The following is a 23,498-nucleotide window of genomic DNA, read 5'->3' as shown; positions in this document are numbered from 1 at the left end:
AATAAAAATGGGCATGGTAAATTATAAATATCTCATGTAAAATAATGGATAATAAATTAAACAAAATAGTTGCCCACTTTTACTTGACTCAAACCAAGAGGCATATCATATTGAAAAAAGTGAACATATGCTATATACTTTAATAATATTATAGGCATCGGAAGAGAACTTTTCATATATTAAGCTGTTTTAGAGTTAGAATGTTAGATTTAAAGATGCCGTTTATTTTAAGGAGGATTTAAATGAGTGTACATATAGGAGCAAAAGAAGGACAAATAGCAGATACAGTACTATTACCAGGAGATCCATTAAGGGCTAAATTTATAGCAGATAACTTTTTAGAAGATGTTATATGTTATAACGAAGTTAGAGGTATGTATGGGTATACAGGAACATATAAGGGGAAAAGAGTATCTGTTCAAGGTACAGGTATGGGGGTACCATCTATATCAATATATGTAAATGAACTTATACAAAGTTATAACGTTAAAACTCTAATAAGAGTAGGAACTTGTGGGAGTATGCAAGAAGACGTTAAAGTTAGAGATATGGTTTTAGCTATGAGCTCTTGCACGGATTCTGCTATAAATAAGATAAGATTTGATGGCAAAGACTATGCACCTACAGCAAACTTTGAACTTTTAAAAAAGGCTTATGATTATGCAACTAGCATTGGAATAAATGTTAAAGCAGGAAGTGTATTTACAGCAGATAGCTTTTACCAAGATGATAGAGATGCTTGGAAAAAGTGGGCTAAGTTTGGGGTTATGGCAATTGAAATGGAAACTACTGCCCTTTATACAATAGCATCTAAGTTTAATAGAAAGGCATTATCCATATTAACAGTTAGTGATAGCATGCTAACAGGAGAAGAAACTACATCAAAAGAAAGGCAAGAAACATTTACTCAAATGATGGAAGTTGCCTTAGAAATAGCAGAATAAAAAACTATAAGTTAAGGCGTCTTGAACTGTTATTTTTAAGATATCTTGATTAAAAGAATAAAGCTTTAGTATTATTTATAGAAATACTAAAGCTTTTTATGCTATTTAACAACGTAACATTATATTTACGTTAGGGTAAAACATAATAGGTTGGGTTAAAAGTTAGAGTATATATTTGCTTTTATAAGTAATAAATTATATAATAAAAAAGATTTAAGTAGTTTTAAAGTAGATACTAGGATTATCTCTATATATAAATTGAAATAATTAGATATAAATAACTAAGTTGTAAAATATATCGTATAAGGAATAAAGGCCTGCCTGAGTGGATTTATAAAGGAGAAGAAGAATGAATGAATAAAAATGATAAAAAGATAAAAAAGAAAATGAAAAGTAAATTTTCATGGAAGTTATTCACTGGATTTATTGCATTTGAAATTATATTTACAATAGCAACTGCACCTTTTATAGCCTATTATGGACCATTTAAGAATGTAACCACTACCCTAGTAGGTTCTGCTATGACAACTTTAAGTCATCAATGGATAGCTACTTCATTTTTATCACAGGAAAGAATAGACAGTATATTAGGTAGTCATGGAACTGAGACTGTGAAACAAGATTTAAGTATTAGTGATATTAAGATATCTAAAAAGCATGATGAAAATATAGAGAGGCAAGATATACATGTACCAGGTAAATTTAAAGGCTATATGTTAATAGTTCATGATCCTACAAGAGTTAAAGTTGGATATACGAGTAAACTTTATACGGAAGGACAGCTTACTAGTGAGATGGCTAGGGATAAGGATGCCGTGGCAGCTATAAATGGCGGATCCTTTGAGGATACCAATGGAGGTAAAAAGTGGACGGGTACAGGAGCTAATCCCAAAGGACTAATATTGGCTGATGGTAAGATAATACACAACGATCTTGTAGAGGGTGAAGAAAGAGAGATGGTTGCCTTAACGAAGGAAGGTAAGCTTTTAGTAGGACCCTATAGTGTAGCTCAACTTAAAAAACTTGGCGCCACAGAAGCTGTAAGTTTCGGACCAGCCCTTATAGTAAATGGTAAAAAGGTTGATGTAGAAGCTTGGGGAAATGCACCTAGAACAGTTATAGGACAAAGAGAAGATGGGGCTATACTTATGTTAGTTACTGAAGGAAGAAACATTACAGGACTTGGAGCAACTTTAGAGGATATTCAAGAAGTAATGTTAACGTACGGTGCAGTAAATGCTACTAATTTAGATGGTGGATCATCTTCAACTATGTATTATGAAGATGAAGTGATAAATACTCCAAGCGATAGTACAGGAGAAAGAACCGGTGCCTCTTGTATGTATGTAAAATAGTTTAAATAGCGATCAAAGGGGAGAATTAGATGAAACATTTCAAAAGAATTATTTTATGGGGTCTATTATCACTTTCTATCCAATTTATAGGCTTCTTCTATATAAATAATTATTATTTAGCTAAGGGAACTTCAAATATGAAAATTAAAAAGGTAGAAAAAAAGGAAGAAAAGAAGAGCAATGTAGATATATTAGTACCAGAAGAATCTCAAAATGTTGCAGTATCTTTTACAGGTAAGTATCTTGCTTATAATGATGAGAAAGCAATTGAGGTTATAAATACAATTACTGGAGACAAAAAAAAGGTAGAAGCTGAAAAAGGATGCGATATAACCTATTATACCTGGCTTTCAAATCAAAATAGAATGCTTATTGGAGAAAAGATGGCTTCAGGCAATGGGGGAACTGTACTAAAACTCACATACTATGATGCAGGAAAAAATGAAAAAGGTGAAATAGCTGATAATGATGGTAAAATAGTAAATTTAGCTAAAGTAAATACAGATTCATCTATAAAGGATATCGCCACATCTCTTACTAACACTACATATGTAAAAAGTATACAAACAGGAAATAGATCTTCACTATACAGGGTAAATATAATGCATGAGATAAATAAAGTGGAAACCAGGTCTCATATAATAGGTAACATAAAGGTATTAACTCGTGAGGATAATTTGTTATATGAAGATATAACTTATAAAAAAATATACTCAACAGAAATAAAAAACCCTATAGAAATTCCAGGGATAAAAAATCCTAATATATTAGGAGTAGATAATGAAGATACAATTTATATAGGAGATAAAGAGGGCGAAAAAATAAAAACCATAGTTTATGGTAATTTAAAAGATAGTCCAGGAAGTTGGAGTAAGATAAGTCTAACTAATCCAGTAAATAAAGAAGATATAAATGTAACAGGAGATGGAAAAGTATATATTAATGCTAAATTAGAAGGTATACTTAAAGATGCCAAAAGTGGTGAAGAGGTAAAGTATGAAGGAAGATTTCTTCAAATTTATAAAGGTGGTATAGCAAGTTCAAGTCAAGGTAAGCTAGTCAAGACAAAGATCGATTAATTTTTAGGAGGACAACTATGTTACGAAATTTTGATATTTTAGGTATTATTTTAAGTATACCTGCAATTTTATTAGGTTTTACCTTACATGAATATGCTCATGCTTTAGTTGCAGATAGATTAGGGGATAAAACACCTAGGTTTCAGGGTAGATTAACCCTAAATCCTATAGCTCATGTTGATCCAGTAGGATTTTTAATGATTCTACTTCTAGGTTTTGGCTGGGCAAAGCCTGTACAGGTAAATCCTTATGCATTTAAAAATAGATATAAAGATGATTTAAAGGTATCCCTTGCAGGGCCTTTGGCAAACTTATTTTTAGCTGTATTTAGTGCTTTAGTACTTTCATTAGTTATATTTATGAGTAAGTTTTATGTGGGGGGAAGGCTTGTAAGTGTATTAATAGCAATTATTAAACCTATCCTAACAATTAATTGTATGTTATTTTTCTTGAATCTTATGCCAATACCTGGATTTGATGGATTTCATATTTTAAGAGATATATTTCCTAAAGAATTTAATAAATATTCAGAAACTATAAATAGATACCAAAATATCATATTAATTATATTTATAGTATCACCACTATCTTCATATCTAGTGGGAAATCCTGCACACGCTTTAGCTCAAGGTCTTATAAATGTTTCATTTAAACTTACGGGGATGTAAGTTTAATAAGCTAGGGTGGATTTTTGAATTTAAATACACATAAGTTATGTTTTAATATTAGAAATTTAAAATAAACACACATAATTTTACGGATGCAAAAGCTTTTTAATATGAAAGTATGTTGTATTAAAAAGGTTTATATGCACTATTACAAGGAGGAAAAATGAGACTTAGAAAGAAATGGTGGGCTAGACCAGAACTGGAACAAAGTAAAGAAGTAGTAACAGAACCAAGCCTATTAAAAGGCAAGTGGAAAGAGGAATTTAATAATAGTAATCCTATTTATCTAGAACTTGGCTGTGGAAAGGGTAGATTTATAAGTACACAGGCACAGGCTAATAAAGATATAAACTTTATTGGAATAGACTTAAAAGATGAAGTTTTGGTTTATGCCCTAAGAAAAGTAAATGAAGTAGAAAGGGAAGTAGATAATATAAGACTAATCCCTTTAGAAATTGCATTTATAGAAGAGGTATTTGATAAAAATGAGATAGATAGAATATACATAAACTTTTGTAATCCATGGCCTAAATTAAGCCATAACAAAAGAAGGCTTACCCACTCAAGGTTTCTAGAAAGATACAAAACCTTTTTACAACCTGAAAGTGAGATTTGGTTTAAAAGTGATGATAAAGAATTGTTTGATGATTCACAAGAGTACTTCAAGGAAAGTGGATTTGAATTGCTTTACCATACCTACGATCTTCATAATTCAGACTTCAAAGAAAACATCATGACAGAATACGAAGAGAAATTCCGAAGTAAGGGAATGAAGATAATGTTTTTGAGGGCTAAGCTTAAGTAGAGATCAAGTGATTCTTAGACTCAGGTGAGTTTGCTTATAAGGAATACATCTCTCCATCTGAGTCTTAGAAGAACTTATCCAAGGGCGTAGCAGCCGTCATCGCCCAATTTGAAGAGGATAGGGGTGTTATGGATGGTAGCCATCGGATAAATTAATATTTAAATCTATGACTATGCTTAAAGATTTAAATATTAATTATAAAAGGCTATTAAAACATTTGAATATATAATAATTATGATATTAATCAATGCAAGATAAAAAAATTAGAGCAATCGCAAGTAAAAAGCTGTTGCTCTTTTTTAGGTAGTTTGTATATTCAAAATAAAAATCTACGATGATCTAGCTACCAAAAAATCATTGCCAAATGAAAGAGAAGTGATAAGATATGAGATTAGATAAATTTCTAGCACAATCATCCCTTGGAAGAAGGAAAAATGTTAGGACTTATATAAAAGAGGGCAGGGTAAAAGTAAACAAAGAGGTGATAACAAAGCCTGCAATGGAAATTAAAGAAAGTTCTGATGTTATAGAATATCTAGATAAAGTAGTTCATTATACTGGAAAGGTATATTATATGTTTAATAAACCTACTGGATATGTTACTGCAAGAAAAGATACAGTTAACAAAACTGTATTTGATTTTTTTCATGACGTGAACATGGATGGAGTATTTCATGTTGGAAGATTGGACAAGGATACAGAAGGATTGCTTCTAATGACTAATGATGGCGAATTTGAACACCAACTAATGTATCCAGAAAAACATATTGAAAAAACCTACTTTTTTTGGGCCTTGGGATTTTTAGATGAGGAAGATATGAGGCAATTAGAACAAGGGATATACATAGGAAAAGGTGAAATACTAACGAAACCTGCAAAAATAGAAGTCCAAAAATCCGGAATGTACAAAGAATTTAAACATGAAATGCCTAATAAAGATTTACAAAATATAGACTCAGATCATTATAACCAGCCCGTTGTTTCAGGATATCTTACTATAAAGGAAGGTCGTAAGCATCAAGTAAAGCGTATGTTAAAGTCAGTCGGCTGCTATGTGGTATACTTAAAGAGGGTTTCAATTGGGGGACTCATGTTAGATGAATCATTAGAAAAAGGCCAGTATAGATCCCTTACAGATGTGGAGATTCAAAGCTTATTTGGTGAGTCTAGGTAGGTATGTTAATGGGTGTTTTTCTCTTTGTAATTAAGTTCTATGTGTATTAAGTGAAAGAAATGGGACTTTCAATAGAAAAGGTAACAGAATTAAATAATAAGAGATGAAGCGTATCTGTGGAAAACCAAAATAAATAGGCGATTTAAAAGAGAGTAGGTTTATTAGTTGATGAATTTGGTATATAATATTACATAAATAACTTTCTTTTAGGAGGTGCATTATATGGAAAATAAGGATATTAATTTATATGATATTTTCACAAGATATTCTTATAATGATATTATGAAATTACTTCAAAGCTCAAAAACCAAAGAAGAACAAGAATTTTATGCGAATTTATGCAACATGATATTACAACGAGAACAAATGAAAGTTATAGGTAAGTAATATGAAAAATTACACTATATTTGCAGGGGTTAATGGAGCAGGAAAAACTTCTATATATAAATCTATTTATTATAATGAAAATATAGATGAGAAAAGAATAAACACTGATGAAATGGTTGTTAACAATGGAGAAATAATTTGGAAAGATAGGAATGGCCCGAATTGGTTAAATGTGAATTTGAATAATAAGTAGTAGAATTTAAGTAAATTTAAAGTGATTTGAGTTTTTATAATTAAAATTTACGATAACAAAAATCGTATATTTACAAAGGTTAGTGTAAATATGGATAATAACATTGACAATTAGATTAAATTTAATGTATATTGGATTAAGATAGATTTCAAGAAGAGAGAGGTATTTTTGTGAGTGTTTAGTATCTAAAATAGTTAATTTGTACTATTAAAGATACAAGTCCACGAATTTACTTTAAAGGGGTAATAAAACTACCTTTATTAATTGTTGAATTTTAAGCTGTGGAAGTATCCATAGCTTTTTTTATTATATAAAAATAGAAATCTATCAAGATTTCGTAGACTTGTAATGTAATAAAAAGCAAAAGGAAGATTTTTATGAATACTCTGTAGGTGATAAAATTATTCTTTTAGAAAATAATGAATCAGCCATTGTATATAAAGAAAGAGATAGATTAAATAATGTGACTATACTATACAATAAGGAATTTATTGAGGTTAACTATAAAAGAATAAAACTAGAATTAAAGGCAAGTGAACTTTATCCAGAGGGTTATGATTTAAATCAGTTATTCATAAGCTATAAGGAAAGAAAGTTAGAAAAAGATATTGAGAGAGGTTCAAAAAAGGCACTAAAAGAAATAAAAAAAGAAACTTCAAGAGTCATCTAGTAGAAGCAGATAGATAATTAAATGCTCATAAGAAGGAAAAGGGAATATCTTGTAGAATTATATATTAAGCATATATTGAAACCAAATACGTTATAGAATTATATTTTTGAGAATAGTATAAGAAGAATAATTGATGATAATTAAATTTAAGATTCGGAAGGATATTAATAATGAAGAAATTTAATAGTTTTCAGCTAAAAATAATAATGGGAATAGCAATGTTTATTGACCATGTTGCAGAGTTCATTCAAGGAACACCCTTATGGTTTCATTATATAGGTAGAATTGCGGCACCGGTGTTTTTTTATTTACTAGTTGAAGGATTTTTTCATACAAGAAGTAAGAAAGGTTATATAAAAAGACTGGCTATTAGTGGAATAATAATGTTAATAGGCTCATCTATATTGATGTATATATTTAATAGACCAATAAAAATCACAAATAATATATTAATCTCTATGGCATTAAACTTAATGTTACTTTCATCTATTGAATGGAAGAAGGAAGCAAATAATAAAGGATTAGCGAACCTAAGTATTGGTATTTCATTTTTTCTTACCCTTTTTGCAGAAGGATCAATTCTTACTACTGCCATGACACTTATATTTTATTTTAATAGGGAAAATAAAACTAAAATGTGTTTTTGGTATATTTTATGTTCGCTTTTAATATTAACAAATCCAGCAAATAGCATTTATGAAAGCTTATTTGTACAAAATTATCAATGGATGATGGTATTTTCACTTCCATTTATACTTATGTATAATGGTGAAAGGGGAAGAAAGGCTAAATATTTCTTTTATATATTCTATCCAGTTCATATATGGACATTATATGTAATTGGCAATTATATAAATTTTTGAAGTGAGTCTTTAAATAGAAATTTAATATAAGGAGGATCTTATGATATACAAGGTAATAATAGGCGGAATATTTCTATTGATTTTTGTTATGCATATGATTTTTACTAAGAATGAAAATAAAAAGGGGCGCTGCTATACTAAACCATTTTTAATGCCACTATTGGCAACTTTTTATGTAATAGGTGCAGAGAATATTAATAAGTTCATTATAATTGCATTAGCATTTGGTTTTATTGGCGATGTTTTTTTACTATGGCCAGATAGGAAAAATAATTTTATATTTGGATTAATTGCTTTTTTGATAGGACACATTTCTTATGTTCTACTTTTTAAACAAAGTATATCTTTTGTAAAGGACATCCCTATATGGTTTTATTTAATGCTTATTATATATGGTATAGTTGCCGCAATTATAATGAAAAAACTAATAAATTATCTTGGAGATATGAAGATACCTGTTTTTATTTATATGATCATTATTATTTTAATGAGCTTTACTAGTTTAGCACGTATTTGGGTTATGGATATAAATATATCGTTTCTCTTACCATTTATAGGCTCATTACTCTTTTTATGTTCAGATACTATGTTAGCATTTGATACTTTTAAAGGCAAATTCAAGAATGGAAACCTATATATTATGCTAACTTATGTTTTAGCACAAGTTTTAATAGTTGTTGGATATTTATATTAGATTACACAGTATTAGTGTGAATCATATAATATAGATCTTTATTTGTAGATAATTTTGGAGGCGATCTAATGAAAATTAAAACAAAAGATATGATTTTGGTAGCATTATTTACTGTACTTACAGCAGTTGGGGCATTCATAAAAATACCTATAGGACCTGCACCTATTACGCTTCAGTATTTATTTACAGCACTTGCTGGTGTGCTTTTAGGATCATTTTTAGGTTCTTTATCCCAATTGTTATATATAATTATTGGACTTTTTGGAATTCCTATATTCACATCAGGAGGAGGGCCTTCTTATATCTTCAATCCAACATTTGGCTATCTTATAGGTTTTGTTTTTGCCTCATATATTATAGGTAAGATAGTAAGAAAAAGTGAAAAACCATCATTTTTAAGAATATTTTTAGCTTCAATATTAGGTGTTGTAGTAATATATATTATAGGTGTACCTTATATGTATATTATACTTAATAATGTATTGAAAATTACCATGACATTCACTAAAGCCATGAAAATTGGATTCTTAGTATTTATTCCAGGAGATATTATAAAATCTGTTATTGTGGCTATCTTAGGTGTGAAAATTGTTCCAGTAATAAGAAAAATAAATAGGTAAATTATTAAAAGAACTTAAAATATTTTCAAAAGAAGATATAATCTAAAAAACAGTGCAATGAAAACTATTTTTTATTGCACTGTTTTTTTTGTTTGAAAGTTCTATTTAAGTTAATTTTAAAAAAATTACAGGGAAAATTAAACAATATGACTTTTGAATACGTAGTAAATATGATGTAATGAATTATAATAGGGGGAATAACATGAAAAGAAAGGGAAAAAAGCTACTGATTTTTATGGGTATAATAGCTATTCTAGTAGGATGTTATGTTACTTTATCCTATTGGAACTTGATTCCTAAAAAAGCTTATACAGCAAAGGACTTTGGCATTGAAATTATAAAAAGCAAAAATGATTATAACGATAATGGTATAGACGATTATACTGACATTTTGTTAGGCGCTAGAAAGGATGCACTGAATAAACCAGTGTATAAAAGTGTTTATTATGACGGTGGCTATCCTCCAGAAAATGAGGGAGTTTGCACAGATGTTATATGGCGAGCTTTTGAAAATGCTGGATATTCGCTTAAAGATATGGTAGATGAAGATATAAATAATAACTTATTGATGTATCCAAGGGTAGGGGGAAAGGCAGAAAAGAATATTGACTTTAGAAGAGTACCTAATTTAAAGGTTTACTTTGATAATAATGCTGCTTCATATAGCTTAGATCCTTATGAAATAAGTCAGTGGCAACCAGGGGATATTGTTATATTTGGGGAAGATTATTCTCATATTGCCATTGTATCAGATAAACGAAATAGTGAAGGCGTATCATACATCATTCATAATGCAGCACAGCCTAAAAGAGAAGAAGATGCATTAATAAGCTATTCTAAGAGCTTATCTATTACAGGACACTATAGATTTGAATAATATGGTACAATAATAAAAGTTCTGGTAACTTTATTTAGAGGTATCTGTACAGCTAGAAATAAAGAAAATTACAATGAATTATTAAAAGATTAATGTAAGGGTGCAGGTATTCAAAAGTAAATGACGTAGGGGGAGATAATTATGTTTGATTATAAAACACTTGAAAATACAAAAATTGAAATATTACATGAAGCATTCTTAAGTGCATTTTCTGATTATCAAGTTAAAATGGATTTGCCATTTTGGAAGTTTCAGCAAATGCTTCAAAGGAGAGGCTATGTTTCAGAAATTTCTATAGGTGCATTTAAAAATAATATGTTAGTGGGGTTTGTTTTAAATGGATTTAGAAACTGGAATGGGAAACTAACTGTTTATGACACAGGTACAGGTGTTTTAGGAGAGTATAGAAAACAAGGTATAACAAGTAATATGCTTTTAAATATCAAAGAGGTGCTTAAAGAAAAAGAAGTAGAGCAATATTTACTTGAAGTAATTCAAACCAATACATCAGCAGTTCAACTTTACAAAAAACAAGGTTTTGAGATTATAAGAAATTTAGCATGCTTTCAGCTAGATAAGAATAAATACAACCCTATGGCAACCTACAGAGTTGAACATGTTGGTAATTTTGATTCAACTAATTGGAAACATTTAATAGGATTTTGGGATTTCAAACCATCCTGGCAAAATGCTATTGATTCAATCAATGCTGCACCAGATACATTCATATATTCCATTGTACGTTTTGACGATATCATTGTTGGATATGGAATTATTGATAAGAAAACAGGAGATATTCCACAAATAGCAGTAAATAAGAATTATAGGAGTAAAGGCATTGCAAGAAGTATCGTTACGGATTTGCTAAAAAATACAGAATCACATAAGATTGGCGTTCTTAATGTAGACCATCAATCTAAATCTACGAAAGATTTCTTATTGGTATTAGGATTTGAGTATATTGTTGATCAATATGAAATGGTTTTAAAATTATAAATTATTTATAAAAAGGTAGTTATACAAAGTTTTTTTCAAAAGGAGATACTTTTTGGGCTGTTGAGTTAAAGGATAGTAGAAAAGTTATAGGACATATATATATTTTAATAGGGCTGAACCATAGCACTTTTTAACATGGGATCTAGGATATATTTTTAATCCTTTATTCTATGGAAAGGGCTATGCCACAGAAGGCTGTAATGCAATCTTAGAATATGGATTTGAAAAACTAGGAATGCATATAGAAGCATTGATATATTTAACGATTCAGTTGTTTTATTAGGGTATCTTGGATTGATATTATATAGGTATCATGTAGTTTAATGATAAAGTAAGAAAAGATTTAGTATTACATAATAATAGGTGGAAGATCTAATATTATGTTAAAATATATGTAAAATAGGAAATAAGGTGATTAAAATTAATGAGTTAGATAAATATAATAAAATAACCTTAGGTGAGTTAGAAAGTCTCTATAAGGTAAATGATTATAACCAGTTAAGCGATCTTGTTTTAAGCTTAATAAAGGATGAAAAGATTAAAATAGTTAGAGCAAGTGGCACAAATGGAAAAAAGCCTGCTTTATATAATAGATATATAGTTTTAAAGGATAAGAAAGACAATACTAAGTATTTTAAAGAAATTGATTATAAGATAATACCAGAGCTTAATACCTCATATTTTAGAAGAAATATTGATAAATACAAAGAAAATAGAAAGTATATTTTAAAATTAAGCGACTTTTTACTTAATGAAAGGGAACTTTTAAACAAACAAGTTTCACAAAAAGAAAGATCTTTTCAGATATGGCAGGAAGAAAAGTATTTACAAGATAGAGGGCTAACCTTACTTAAGAAGTTAAATGTGGATGTGAAAAAGCTAAATTATTATGGAACTAATGAGCCAATAGCTTATTATTCACTTACTAAGAAGGTACCTCAAAATATAATTATAATTGAGAATATGGATACTTTTTATACAGTAAGAAAACATCTTATGGATAAAGGTGCAGATATATTTGGTAATGATATAGGCACAGTTATATATGGAAAGGGCAAAGGAATAAAAAAGTCAATTAAAGATTTTGAACTTGTTGTTGATAAAAATGTATCTGATACTAGAAATAAAATTTTGTATTTAGGTGATTTAGATTATGAAGGTATAATTATATATGAGGGTTTAGAGGATTTAATAAAAGAAAAGTATTGTATTAAACCTTTTGTTGAAGGATATAAAAAGATGATTGATAAGGCACTAAGTAATAGCTATGAATTAGCAGCAATAAAAGAAAAGCAAAATAAAAATATGAATGGGAGTTTCCTTACACATTTTGATGAAGAATATAAAGAAAAGATCTTAAAGATACTAAATGAAGGGGTATACATACCACAGGAAATTTTAAATATAGGAGATTTAGAGGATGGTATTTGATTATTTAAATAACTTTAATATTAGAATGAAAAAGATTGGTTATTATTCATTGATTTTTAGAAATAGCATAATGAAAAATAATTGGAAGAAGTATGGATTTGATGAATATGATGAACAGGAAAATTTAATTTTTACTGTTTTGTTATATATAATGGAACAATCTTTAAAGGAAGAGGTATGTACATTAGATAATATAACTGATTTTATAGATGAAATTAATGATTTATATTATAAAAAAAATCTTTCCTATGAGGAGGAAAAATCTTTAACTGAATTCATAATAAATACTATTATTTGTAATGACGGAGATGTTAGGTACTATAAGGGATTTAATTATGCAACGGGTATATATGAAGAAATTAATGTAAGTTATCTTATTACTAAAATTATTGATATAGATGGTGTAAGGAGGGTAACTTATTCTTTAACAGATGACGGATATAATATGTTGCTTGGAACTTTAGAAATAGAAGAAAATTTAAGAATAAGTATTCATGAAATGATATTCAAACTTCATTTGGAAAAGGCTGAGTATAGCAAGGCTGCTGATGATATAAAAAACATATTTAATATGTTTAGAATAAGGGTCCAGAAGATGGAAGAAGATATTCAAAGAATAAGAGAAAATCCATTAAATTATTCAAATTCAGATTATGAAAAAATAACAAAGGGCAATTTAGCCTTAATGAAGGAAAGTAAAGAAAAGTATAAGTTACATAGGGAAGTTGTAGAAGAGAGGATTCAAGAATTTCTTCATAAAGAGATTAATTTAAGTGAACTAACTAAAGAAGAAAATGAGAATTTGAATAACTTGCAGTGTATAAAAAGGTATTTAAATAAGACAATTGATGAAGATCAAAGAATATTAAAAAAACATTTTGAACTTAAAGAGATTTACGCCAAAGAATTAGAAAACATATCAAAAATGTCTATAATTAAAAGGTTTAGTTTAAGCAATGAAATATATGAAAAAGTTTTGGGAGATATAAAAAAAATAGAAAATATTGAAGTTTTTCTACGCCCTTTATTTAAAAATCATATTCCTAAGATATATAATATAAACAAAGCGTTACAATATCAAAATCCTATAAGAAAAAATAAAGAGGAAAAAGATTTAGAAGTGTTAGAATTTAGCGATGAAGATGTAGAAAAGGAAAAAGAAAAAAGGCAACTTGAAAGATTAGAAAAATATAAAACTGTAATAAATATAATATTAGAAAATGTGAAAGTTACTAATAAACTATATTTGTCTGATTTAAATGAGTTAATAGTGAGAGATGAATATATAAAGCTTAAGCTTATACCAACAGTTGAGATATTTAGAGAAGTAATTATTGAATTTTTAAAAGTACGTGAAATAGACATTAATTCACTTTTAGAAGAAAGAAAAAGTAATACAGAAATGGGAGAGATGGACTTTCAACTTAATAAAGCAGTTATTGAAGTTATTGAACAGAATAAAGAACTTTCAAATATAAAAAGAATTTATGCGTCAAAAGCTTTAGATAAGGAAGATTTAATTATAAAGTCTGTAATTAATGAACTTGGTGAGACTAAAAACTTTATTTGTTCAGAAGTTTATTTTAAAATAAATTAGGAGAGAATATTATATGGCTTATGAAATAAATACAATAAAGATTAGTAATAGAATATTTTATGAATTATTAAGAAAAGGTGAAATTAGAGAAGATAATAATGAAGAATTATATAGGGCTTATTCAGAAAATGAAGAGATAACGATATTAGTAAAAGCCCAAGGAGAAGAATCAGAATGTGATATAGAAAAATATATGGGTGTAATATATTTAATTCCAAAAGAAGAAAATGACTTTTTAGGGTATTCAAAAAAGGAACTAAAGTTAAGATTATGCAAATCCGGTGCTACAGATAAAGATTATTATTTATCACAGTTTGTTATTTTAACATTATTAGTTCAGTTTTATAATTCAAATGGATTATCTAGTAAAAGTAGAAGTTTTATTAAGATAGGAGATTTTATTAATACTATTGAGACCAAATTAAAAGAAGGTGCAACTAGAAGTAAAGAAGAGGAAGAAGAAGGTGGAATTGCTTTTTCAAATATACTAGAAAAGTTCCAAGCTTTAAAAAGCACAGAAAAGCAAAGTACAGCTAAAACAACAAAAGAAGGTTTTATAAATACAATATTAAACTTTTTAGATGAGCAAGGATTAATCTATTATATGAAAGAGGATGACATGATTAAAACCACTAAAAAGTTAGATAGTTTCATGGATTGGAACTTGCTTAATAAAAATAATTATCATAGAGTTGTGAAAACCTTGGGGGAAGATATAGATGAGTAAAATAAATAGCCTTAGATTTATAAATCTTAATTATAATAATAATAGCATGAAAATAGATGATGAAACATTCTACTTAGGGGGTAAGAATACATTATTAAACCTAAGAAATGGTGGCGGGAAATCTGTTTTAGTTCAAATGGTTATGGCTCCTTTTATGGGTAAAAGAAAGAGAAATATGAAGGACAGAACTTTTGATAGTTATTTTACAACAAGTAGTCCAACATACATATTAGTGGAGTGGTTATTAGAGGATAATGCTGGTTATCTTCTTACAGGAATGATGGTTAGAAAAAGGCAGTTGGCATCAGATGATGATTCAAAGGATAAACTCGAGATACTGAGTTTTGTTCATGAATATAAAGAAAAGAACAAATATGATATTAAAAGCTTCCCTTTTATAGAAGAGGAAGGTAATGTACGTAAATTAAGAGGATTTATTAGCAGTAAAAATATCTTTGAAGATTTAAAAAAGGATAATAATTATAAGTTTAATTATTATGATATGAATACTCAATCAACAAGATATTTTGATAAACTTAGGGAATATAAAATAGACAATAAAGAATGGGAAAATATAATAAGAAAAGTAAATTTAAAAGAATCAGGGCTATCAGAGCTATTTAATACTGCTAAAAATGAAAGTGGATTAGTGAAGGAATGGTTTATTCCAGCTATTGAAGATAAGCTAAATAAAGATGAAGATAGAATTAAGAAATATAATGAGTTAATGTATAGCTACATAAAGCAATATAAAAATAATAAAAGTAAAATAGATAGTAAAAACAATATGGAGCTATTTATGGAATTGTCAGCACAAATAGGTGAAAATGCAAAAAACTATCAAGAAACTATTGAAATTAAAAATCATATAGAAAATAACATTGCTAATTTAATGAATAAAATAGATGAAGAATATAAGACAAAAGAAGAAAGCATAAGTGAAATAGAATCAAAAGAGGATGTACTAAAAGACAAATTAATTGCCATTAATTATGAAGAGATTTCAAGCTATATTTATAAAAAAGATGATGAAAAACAAGAAAAAAGCGAAGGCTTAAAAGATCAAACAAAGCGATTGGATCTCGAAGAAGAAAATTTAACATTTTTAAAGAGAAGAAAAAATATACTTGAATGTGCAAAATTTTATTTCGATTATACAAAAGCTTCTGAAGAAACCCAAATGATAGAAAATGAATTAGAAGCATTGAATAAATCAAATGAAGAAAAGTTACCAAGAATAAAGGATCTCGGCTATAGCATAAAAGAAATTCTAGATAAAGAAAAAAATGTACAAAAATCTTCATTAATAAAATATGAGCAAGAGAAAGAAGAATTAATATCTGATGAAGCAAAATCAAATAGGATTAAAAATGATTTAATAATTGAATCTAGCGATTTAAATGCAAAAGTAGCGGTTTTAAAAGAAAGAATAGAAAAATATAATAAGGAAGAAGAAAAGTTCAATAAGGAGTATAGCCTAGACATTAATAGAAATATTGAAGGCTATTATAAAGAAGATGGCTTAATAAGTTTTGAAAAGCAAATAGAAAAGGCTATTGAAGAAACAAATAATGTCCTTAAAAATCTTACTAAATCATATAAGGAAAATGAAGAAAAAATTAAAATAGCAAATAAAGAAAAGGAAGATAATTTATTAGGGGAAAAAGCAAATTATATTAATTTAGAGAATAGCAAAGAATTACTAATGGAAATTGAAACTAAAATTAATGAAAGAAAACAAATTATAAAAATAATAGATTTTAGTGAAAATAAATTGTTTAATATAGAGGAAATTTTAGAAGCATTCCAAAGGAATATTAAAGAATTAAAAATAGATGAAAGAAAGAATTCTAAAAAGTTAGAAGAATTAAATAAAGAGTTAGAAAAATTAGAGAGTGGTAAAGTCTTGGAGGTACCTATAGAAATTGAAGGAGCTTTGTATAGAAAAGGAATAAATATTTTATATGGAATGCAATGGTTAAAAAATAATGGATATAGTGAGAAGAAGAACAAGCAGCTAGTAGAGAAAAATAGTTTTATTCCATATTCATTAATAATGGATGAGGGGGATATAGAGACTTTAAGAAATGAAAGCTTAGATATATTCACTAACTTTCCAATACCAATAATAAAAAGGCAAGATATAGAAAAAGAAATAGAAACAAACAATGGAGTTATAGATATAAAGGGAGTTAGTTTCTATATTGCATTTAATGAAGCTTTATTAGATGAAGTTGAATTAAAACATTTAATTGGCGATATTAATTTAAAAAAAGAAAAGATATCTAAAACTATAGAAAATATTGAAGCAGAAATAGAGTTATATAGTAGAAAAAGAAATGAAGTTCAATATTCTAATTTAAGTGAAGAAGAATACAAAAAGCTTAAAGATAAGATTAATATATTACAAGAAGAAAATAAAAATATGTTAGTTAAAATAAGAGAATTACAGCAAGATTTAATTAAACTAAATCAAGAAAATGACAACTTAGATAAAGAAATAAGTCATTATAAAAATAAAAGTGAAGAATCAAAGCGTAAACTGCAGTCATTTATAGAGTTAAGATCTGAGTACAACCAATATAAAGAAAATAAAGCTAAGCTAGCTAAAAATATAGGATTACTTAAAGAGAATAAATTTAGTATATCAGAAATAGAAAAAGAGATTTCAATCATAAAAAACAATCTAGAAGTAAAAAAGGATGTAATAAGTTCTACAGGTCAATTATTAAAAGATATAAAAAAAGAAGAGCTAGAATACTCGGATTATGAAGAAGGAACTAAGATTATTAAAGATAAAGAAGATTTAGTTTCAGAATATAAAGCTTTAACTAAAAACATAAGTGAATCAGAAAAAAGTTTAAAGGAAAGATTAAAGGCAGTAAGAGAAAGATATAATGAAACAGAAAATCACTTAATAGAAAAAGCTAGATATTATGAGCTGCAAGAAGTTGATTATATAAACGAAACTTATAATCTTTCAAAAGAAAAAGAAGTAAATAGCAATATAGGTGTTAAAGAAAAAGAAATAAAGAGACTTGGAAAAATTATAAAAGAAATAGAAAAAACAATTGCAGTGTTAGATAGCCAGATAGAATCTCTTTATAAAAGGTTAAGGACTACTTTAAATAAGGAAGTTGCTTTAGCAAGAGAAGAAGTTTTTCATAGAGATTTTGAACTAGAAAAAGCAAAAATAGATAGTCAAAAGCAAGAATTAAAAGATCTAAAAAATATTGAGCTAAAAGACAAAAGAACTTTAGAAAACAACAAAAGCTCATTAGTTAGCTATTCTAATCTTGAAGTTAAAGAAGTTTTGGAAATAATAATAAACTATGACACATTAGATGAAGATAGAGGAAGGTTAGAAAGAGATCTAAGGAATATTGATAAAGACATAGTTAAAAATGAAAATATATTGTATAGAACTATAGTAAACATTCAAAATCAAGAAGTGTTTAAAGATACTTTAGAATTTAACACACCTTTAAATACAATGGGGGAATTAGTAAAAAGGCCCTTAGAAGTGTTAGAATATCTAACAATGTTAATAGAATCATTTAATATACAATTACAAAAGCTTAATACAGATATAGAACTTATTGGAGAAGAGGAAGATAACTTAATAACTAGTATGCTAGAATATATTAAAGATATTCATGAAAACATAGGTATGATAGATGAAAATTCTTCAATAATAATAGATAATAAAAGAAGAAAAATGCTAGATATAATATTAGATAATTTCGAAGAAAACAAAGAATTATACAAGATAAAATTAAAAGATTATGTAGAAACAATAAGAGATAACGGTATTAAGATACTTGAAGAAAATAAAAATATTGAAGAGTATATAAATAGCACTATTACAACAATTAAATTATATGATGAAGTTATTAATATTGATTCAATAGTAATAAAACTATATAAGGTTGAAGAAAATAAACAAATAAAAATAACATGGAGAGAAGTTGCTAAAAATTCAGGGGGAGAAGGCTTCCTATCTGCGTTTGTAATACTTTCAAGTTTATTATCCTACACAAGAAAGGATGAAAGTGATATATTTAGTAAAAATGAAGGTGGAAAAGTATTAATAATGGATAATCCATTTGCGCAAACAAATGCAGTCCATCTTTTAAAACCACTTATGGATATTGCAAAGAAAAGTAATACTCAATTAATATGTTTATCTGGATTAGGTGGAGACTCTATATATGGTAGATTTGAAAATATATATGTATTAAACTTAATAAAGTCAAGTTTGAATACAAATAAATCATACTTAAAAGGAGAGCACAAAAAAGGTGAAGAAGAATCCGAAAAAGAAAGCTTAATAGCAGCAAGATTTGATATAGAACCAAGTGACCAGATGAGATTATTTTAATTTAACTATTTTTGCTAAGTTATAATAACAAATTAAACCAACTTCTACTTATAACTTAAATCGTTGAATTTACTTATGATGATATTTATCCGATGGCTACCATATGTGGTAAATGGTGTTATGATTTACCACATTAGTTGTTTCACAATTGTAAATTATTACGTCATAGAAGAAGATTGCATAAAAATTAAACATATATAGGAGTGATGGGTGTGGTTAATTTGATTGAACCAGACATTTGGCTAAAAGAAAAATTTATAGATATGATTAAGGATTATAATAATCATAAAGAAAATACTTTTAATAGTGACTACTTCAATGGAAATTTTGATTTTGAAGCATATATTAAGGACCACCATGATATGTCCAATGGGGTGTGTTTACCAGAAGGATATGTTCCTTCAACAGAATGGTGGCTTATAAATGACAATAATAATATTATAGGAACAATTAGGTTACGGCATAGACTTGCTGAAAAAAACCATCTGGAAGGTGGTCATATTGGATATGATATATCACCAAGTTATAGAGGTAAAGGATATGGGAAAATCCTATTGAAATTGGCATTAGATAAAGCAAAGGGCTTTGGAATGGAAAAAGTGTTAATAACATGTGATTTTGATAATATTGGTTCAAAGAAAATTATTGAACACAATGGGGGGAATTTAGAGAATATCATAATATCTAAGGAAACTAGTAAAGAGGTTTTAAGATATTGGATAAGGTTATAATTAATTCACAGTTTTAACATTTTACCAATTAAAAATTATAAACAAACTCATTAAATATGCAATAAAGATTTACAAACATAGAAAGATTTATTAAAGGAGTTTTATTTATGAGTGTAGAGAATAAGATCAAAAATTATATTGATAAAGATTATAAAATAAAGGCTTGGCCCTCAAAGGTAAAGTATCGGCTTATGGTATTAGAATATATATCTTCAAAATTTCAAGTTGGAGTTATGTATTCTGAAAAAGAAGTTACAGAAATTCTAGCAGCAAGCTTTACGTTTGCTGATGGATGTTTTTTAAGAAGAGAATTGTTTGATAATGGCTTTTTAAATAGAACCAATGATGGAAGTAAGTATTGGAAAGTTGGTCCAACTTTAATGGAAGAGTTTGGGGAAACTTCAAGGCTCATTATAAAAGATTCAGTTAAAGATGAATGTGAAAGCTTACAGAGATTATACGAATCAGGAAAATATTTAAAAGATATAATTGGAGATAGTTTTGAAGCTGACCATATTTATAAGTGCTTAGCTGATGGTGACTTACCTCCAATAACTAATGCTAATAAAAAATATTATAAAATTAAATCCATATATCTTAAAGAAACATCAGAACTAATTGGATTTATAGATATGTATCATGGATATCCAGAAGAAAAAACCTTGTGGATTGGATATATGTATATTAATTGTAGCTTCCAAAGAAAAGGATTTGGACAAGAAGTAGTAGAGTATATTTGTAATGAAACTCAAAAGATTAAGTTAAATAAAATAAGTTTAGGTGTTAGTTTAAAAAATTGGCAAGGGTTAAGATTTTGGAGTAAGTGTGGTTTTAATACCATAATAGGGATTTCAGGTGATGGAGAATGTACATTAGATTCTTTAGCATTTATGGGACTTGAGAAGAAACTAGATTAAAGGTAAACTTGAAGACGGCATTGTAATGTTTATACTTCAAAAGGATATAGTGAAATGGGCTTTGGGTATATACTGAACATAGAAACAGAAGTATTTCTCTTAAGCTACCTAAATATATTTTAAATTATTATATTAAAAATGATATAGAAAAAATAGTTATATATCATCATCATTATGCACAATCGAATAGTTTTTATCATAAATTTGGTGCAAAGGTTGTAAAACAATTGCATCAGATGAATGGTCAACTTTTAATAGATGTATTTTTAGCAGATATTATATCAATAAAAAGAAACATTGAGTAGTCACTAGAGAAGCATATAGAAGTATAGTTGAACGGTATTAAGAGAAAGTATAAACCGTGAAAATTTATTTTATTATAGAGGATATAAGTTTTATATCCTCTATAATTTTTACTATTTACCTATAGATTAAAGAACTCTTTGTAAGCATCTTCCTTGAAGCCTATTAGTATTTTATCTCCAGTTATAAGTAATGGTCTTTTTACAAGCATTCCATTAGTAGACAGTAAATTTAGACACTCTTCATTAGACATCTCTTTTATCTTATCCTTAAGACTCATTTCTTTATAAAGTTTGCCTGAAGTATTAAAAAACTTCTTGATTTCTAGATCACTTTTTTTAAACCAGTCAGTAAGTTCATCTACAGTAGGATTGTTTTCAACTATATGTCTATCCTCAAACTCTATATTGTTCTCTAGAAGAAACTTCTTCGCTTTAATACAAGTTGTGCACTTTGGATATTGAATAAATAATGTACTCATCTCATCGCGTCCTTTCATATTCAAACTAGTATACTTATATACTCTCTCATTTATTACTTTGAATACACTAATATTTCATTAAATACTCTAAATGAAGGTTAATCTTGATTATACTTAGTTTATAATGTGAACTACTCTCCACCTAAGAGGTGGGAGCTTCTTGGTCAATACTACTAATGTAGCAAGTTTACCCAAGCTATCAAGGTCGTTCCGACCTCTCTAACAATATATCTTTTATTATACTGTTAGTTTTACCAATTTCCGTTCTTGGCGAGAACCCACCGCATCAAGCGATTATCAATTGTCTTGATATGCCACCGTCAAGGCTTGGTTTTCGCTCTTGTGGTATAATAATGCATGGTTGAATATTTTACGAGTAGAACCTTTTTCTCTACTCAACCTTATATATTCAGTTTTGTAAGAACAATATGTTGGTTATATTATAGTTTATTTGTTGCCTGTCGGCAAGTGCTATCCATCTCCCACCTAAGAGTATGGGAGAATTCCGCACAGGAATGTTAAAATAAATATCAAGATATGGAACAAGAACTATATGGCTGAACCTTAAGAATACTGTTAAGAAGTTTTGCAATGATAGAGATTGGGAGCAATTTCATAATCCAAAAGATTTGACAATCGGAATATCTACGGAAGCAAATGAATTACTATCGCTATTTAGATTTAAAAATGAAAAAGAAATGAAAGAGATTTTAGATAATCCTAAAAAAAGAGAAGACGTAGAAGATGAAACGGCAGATATATTTTTCTTTTTGCTTAGATTTGCACAATTGTATAATATAGATTTATCAGGTGCTCTTGAAAGAAAAATGGAAAAGAATAATAAAAAGTATAGTGTAGAGAAATTCATGGGTTCTAACAAGAAGTATTCAGATTTGAAATGAGAAATATATATGAATAAAACATACTATTAAGATTTTAATTTACTCATTACTTAAATCTACTTCAACCTCAATAATAGAATCTTCATTTTCATCAATAATTTCAACAGAAATTTTATCTATCACTGTGGTGAAATTTTCTTTAATAAGTTCAGTATTTTTAAATGCTATATTTAAATCTTCTTTTGAAGTAAAACTACCTATTGTTAGATGAGGCATAAATGTTTTTTCGTTTAACCAATTAGGTTTATAGCTTTGTAAGATTCCTGTATATAATTTTTTACTCAGCTCCTTTATCTGTTCATTACCTTGCTTTATGTCTAAAAATAGATAGAGCCCTAAAGGGTTATCAATTTTTATTATTTCCTGTAAAGTCAATCTAAAGCGTCTTGTTCCATCAAGTACTTTCTTTAAATGTTCCTTAATTTCAATTGATGTAAGACTACTTTCAAAAGTAAACACTAAAGTAATATGTGGTCTAACGTGATTTGCAAGTGGGTCATATTTTTCTCTTATTTCATTTATAATATTAATATTCTCAAGTTGTGGAAATATAATTATGGTTCTTTTTTTGATATTACAATTCATCTTAATCCCCCCCTTTTTATTTATATTTTCTGTATGCTTATTATACCATAAGTTGTATTAAAACATATAAATATTGGTTGCATCTCTTTAAAATCAGTTACCAGTGTATAGATATACC

The 23,498-nt window shown here is 27.8% G+C and carries 22 protein-coding genes and 2 pseudogenes; 22 read left to right on the top strand and 2 right to left on the bottom strand.

Features of this window, described 5'->3' with window-relative positions; all coding sequences use genetic code 11:
* Positions 1-242 precede the first annotated feature (242 nt).
* The 21 genes and pseudogenes from deoD (at position 243) to BD821_RS11160 (ending at position 21,109) form a co-directional block, all read left to right on the top strand.
* Entirely contained in the window at positions 243-944 is a 702-nt protein-coding gene (gene deoD, locus BD821_RS11260) for a purine-nucleoside phosphorylase (protein WP_104410555.1), read from the top strand.
* Between the two features lie 353 nt (positions 945-1,297).
* Positions 1,298-2,299, top strand: a complete 1,002-nt coding sequence (locus tag BD821_RS11255) for a phosphodiester glycosidase family protein (protein ID WP_104410554.1) — start codon at positions 1,298-1,300, stop codon at positions 2,297-2,299.
* A 29-nt stretch (positions 2,300-2,328) separates the two neighbouring features.
* Positions 2,329-3,378, top strand: a complete 1,050-nt coding sequence (locus BD821_RS11250; RefSeq protein ID WP_104410553.1) for a hypothetical protein — start codon at positions 2,329-2,331, stop codon at positions 3,376-3,378.
* Between the two features lie 17 nt (positions 3,379-3,395).
* Positions 3,396-4,046: a site-2 protease family protein gene (locus BD821_RS11245; protein WP_104410552.1), complete on the top strand. Its 651-nt coding sequence runs from the start codon at positions 3,396-3,398 to the stop codon at positions 4,044-4,046.
* A gap of 163 nt (positions 4,047-4,209) precedes the next feature.
* Positions 4,210-4,851, top strand: a complete 642-nt coding sequence (gene trmB, locus BD821_RS11240; RefSeq protein ID WP_104410551.1) for a tRNA (guanosine(46)-N7)-methyltransferase TrmB — start codon at positions 4,210-4,212, stop codon at positions 4,849-4,851.
* Between the two features lie 385 nt (positions 4,852-5,236).
* Complete coding sequence (locus BD821_RS11235; protein ID WP_104410550.1) at positions 5,237-6,025, top strand: pseudouridine synthase; 789 nt, start codon at positions 5,237-5,239, stop codon at positions 6,023-6,025.
* 222 nt (positions 6,026-6,247) lie between these two features.
* Positions 6,248-6,412, top strand: a complete 165-nt coding sequence (locus BD821_RS11230) for a hypothetical protein (protein WP_104410549.1) — start codon at positions 6,248-6,250, stop codon at positions 6,410-6,412.
* 1 nt (position 6,413) lies between these two features.
* A pseudogene (locus BD821_RS13675) lies at positions 6,414-6,566 on the top strand (ATPase); the annotation flags it as partial.
* A gap of 403 nt (positions 6,567-6,969) precedes the next feature.
* Positions 6,970-7,275, top strand: a pseudogene (locus BD821_RS11220) (endonuclease MutS2); the annotation flags it as partial.
* Between the two features lie 170 nt (positions 7,276-7,445).
* Entirely contained in the window at positions 7,446-8,138 is a 693-nt protein-coding gene (locus BD821_RS11215; protein ID WP_104410547.1) for a TraX family protein, read from the top strand.
* A 40-nt stretch (positions 8,139-8,178) separates the two neighbouring features.
* Positions 8,179-8,832, top strand: coding sequence for a lysoplasmalogenase (locus BD821_RS11210; RefSeq protein WP_104410546.1), 654 nt, complete (start codon positions 8,179-8,181; stop codon positions 8,830-8,832).
* Between the two features lie 68 nt (positions 8,833-8,900).
* Positions 8,901-9,452 carry a biotin transporter BioY gene (locus BD821_RS11205; protein WP_104410545.1) on the top strand — a complete coding sequence of 184 codons (552 nt, stop codon included), beginning with the start codon at positions 8,901-8,903 and terminating at the stop codon, positions 9,450-9,452.
* Between the two features lie 202 nt (positions 9,453-9,654).
* Positions 9,655-10,329 carry a DUF1287 domain-containing protein gene (locus tag BD821_RS11200; RefSeq protein WP_226104292.1) on the top strand — a complete coding sequence of 225 codons (675 nt, stop codon included), beginning with the start codon at positions 9,655-9,657 and terminating at the stop codon, positions 10,327-10,329.
* Between the two features lie 141 nt (positions 10,330-10,470).
* Positions 10,471-11,325, top strand: a complete 855-nt coding sequence (locus BD821_RS11195; protein WP_104410544.1) for a GNAT family N-acetyltransferase — start codon at positions 10,471-10,473, stop codon at positions 11,323-11,325.
* Positions 11,326-11,476: 151 nt separating this feature from the next.
* Positions 11,477-11,608: a GNAT family N-acetyltransferase gene (locus tag BD821_RS13850; protein WP_104410560.1), complete on the top strand. Its 132-nt coding sequence runs from the start codon at positions 11,477-11,479 to the stop codon at positions 11,606-11,608.
* A gap of 128 nt (positions 11,609-11,736) precedes the next feature.
* Positions 11,737-12,756 (top strand): Wadjet anti-phage system protein JetD domain-containing protein, encoded by a 1,020-nt coding sequence (locus BD821_RS11185; RefSeq protein WP_226104293.1) that lies wholly within the window; start codon positions 11,737-11,739, stop codon positions 12,754-12,756.
* Complete coding sequence (locus tag BD821_RS11180) at positions 12,746-14,353, top strand: hypothetical protein (RefSeq protein WP_104410543.1); 1,608 nt, start codon at positions 12,746-12,748, stop codon at positions 14,351-14,353. Before BD821_RS11185 ends, BD821_RS11180 begins: the two co-directional genes overlap by 11 nt.
* A gap of 13 nt (positions 14,354-14,366) precedes the next feature.
* Positions 14,367-15,080: a DUF6063 family protein gene (locus tag BD821_RS11175; RefSeq protein ID WP_104410542.1), complete on the top strand. Its 714-nt coding sequence runs from the start codon at positions 14,367-14,369 to the stop codon at positions 15,078-15,080.
* Positions 15,073-19,461, top strand: coding sequence for a coiled-coil domain-containing protein (locus BD821_RS11170; protein WP_104410541.1), 4,389 nt, complete (start codon positions 15,073-15,075; stop codon positions 19,459-19,461). Before BD821_RS11175 ends, BD821_RS11170 begins: the two co-directional genes overlap by 8 nt.
* A gap of 212 nt (positions 19,462-19,673) precedes the next feature.
* Complete coding sequence (locus BD821_RS11165; RefSeq protein ID WP_169994150.1) at positions 19,674-20,192, top strand: GNAT family N-acetyltransferase; 519 nt, start codon at positions 19,674-19,676, stop codon at positions 20,190-20,192.
* A 107-nt stretch (positions 20,193-20,299) separates the two neighbouring features.
* Positions 20,300-21,109, top strand: coding sequence for a GNAT family N-acetyltransferase (locus BD821_RS11160; RefSeq protein ID WP_104410539.1), 810 nt, complete (start codon positions 20,300-20,302; stop codon positions 21,107-21,109).
* Positions 21,110-21,533: 424 nt separating this feature from the next.
* Here the strand turns inward: BD821_RS11160 and BD821_RS11155 are convergent, their stop codons facing one another.
* Positions 21,534-21,893, bottom strand: a complete 360-nt coding sequence (locus BD821_RS11155; protein WP_104410538.1) for an arsenate reductase family protein — start codon at positions 21,891-21,893, stop codon at positions 21,534-21,536.
* A gap of 629 nt (positions 21,894-22,522) precedes the next feature.
* On the opposite strand from BD821_RS11155, the gene BD821_RS11150 reads away from it, so the two are divergent.
* Entirely contained in the window at positions 22,523-22,795 is a 273-nt protein-coding gene (locus BD821_RS11150) for a MazG-like family protein (RefSeq protein ID WP_226104294.1), read from the top strand.
* Between the two features lie 39 nt (positions 22,796-22,834).
* On the opposite strand, the gene BD821_RS11145 is transcribed toward BD821_RS11150, so the two are convergent.
* On the bottom strand, positions 22,835-23,380 hold the full coding sequence (locus BD821_RS11145) for a 2'-5' RNA ligase family protein (RefSeq protein WP_104410536.1): 546 nt from the start codon (positions 23,378-23,380) through the stop codon (positions 22,835-22,837).
* Between the last annotated feature and the right edge of the window lie 118 nt (positions 23,381-23,498).

Origin of the sequence: Clostridium algidicarnis DSM 15099 (genome assembly GCF_002934235.1) — a bacterium.
Taxonomy (GTDB): Bacteria; Bacillota; Clostridia; order Clostridiales; family Clostridiaceae; genus Clostridium_L; species Clostridium_L algidicarnis.
The sequence above is the reverse complement of the archived record's forward strand: the minus strand, read 5'-3'. Positions and strand labels throughout refer to the sequence as shown.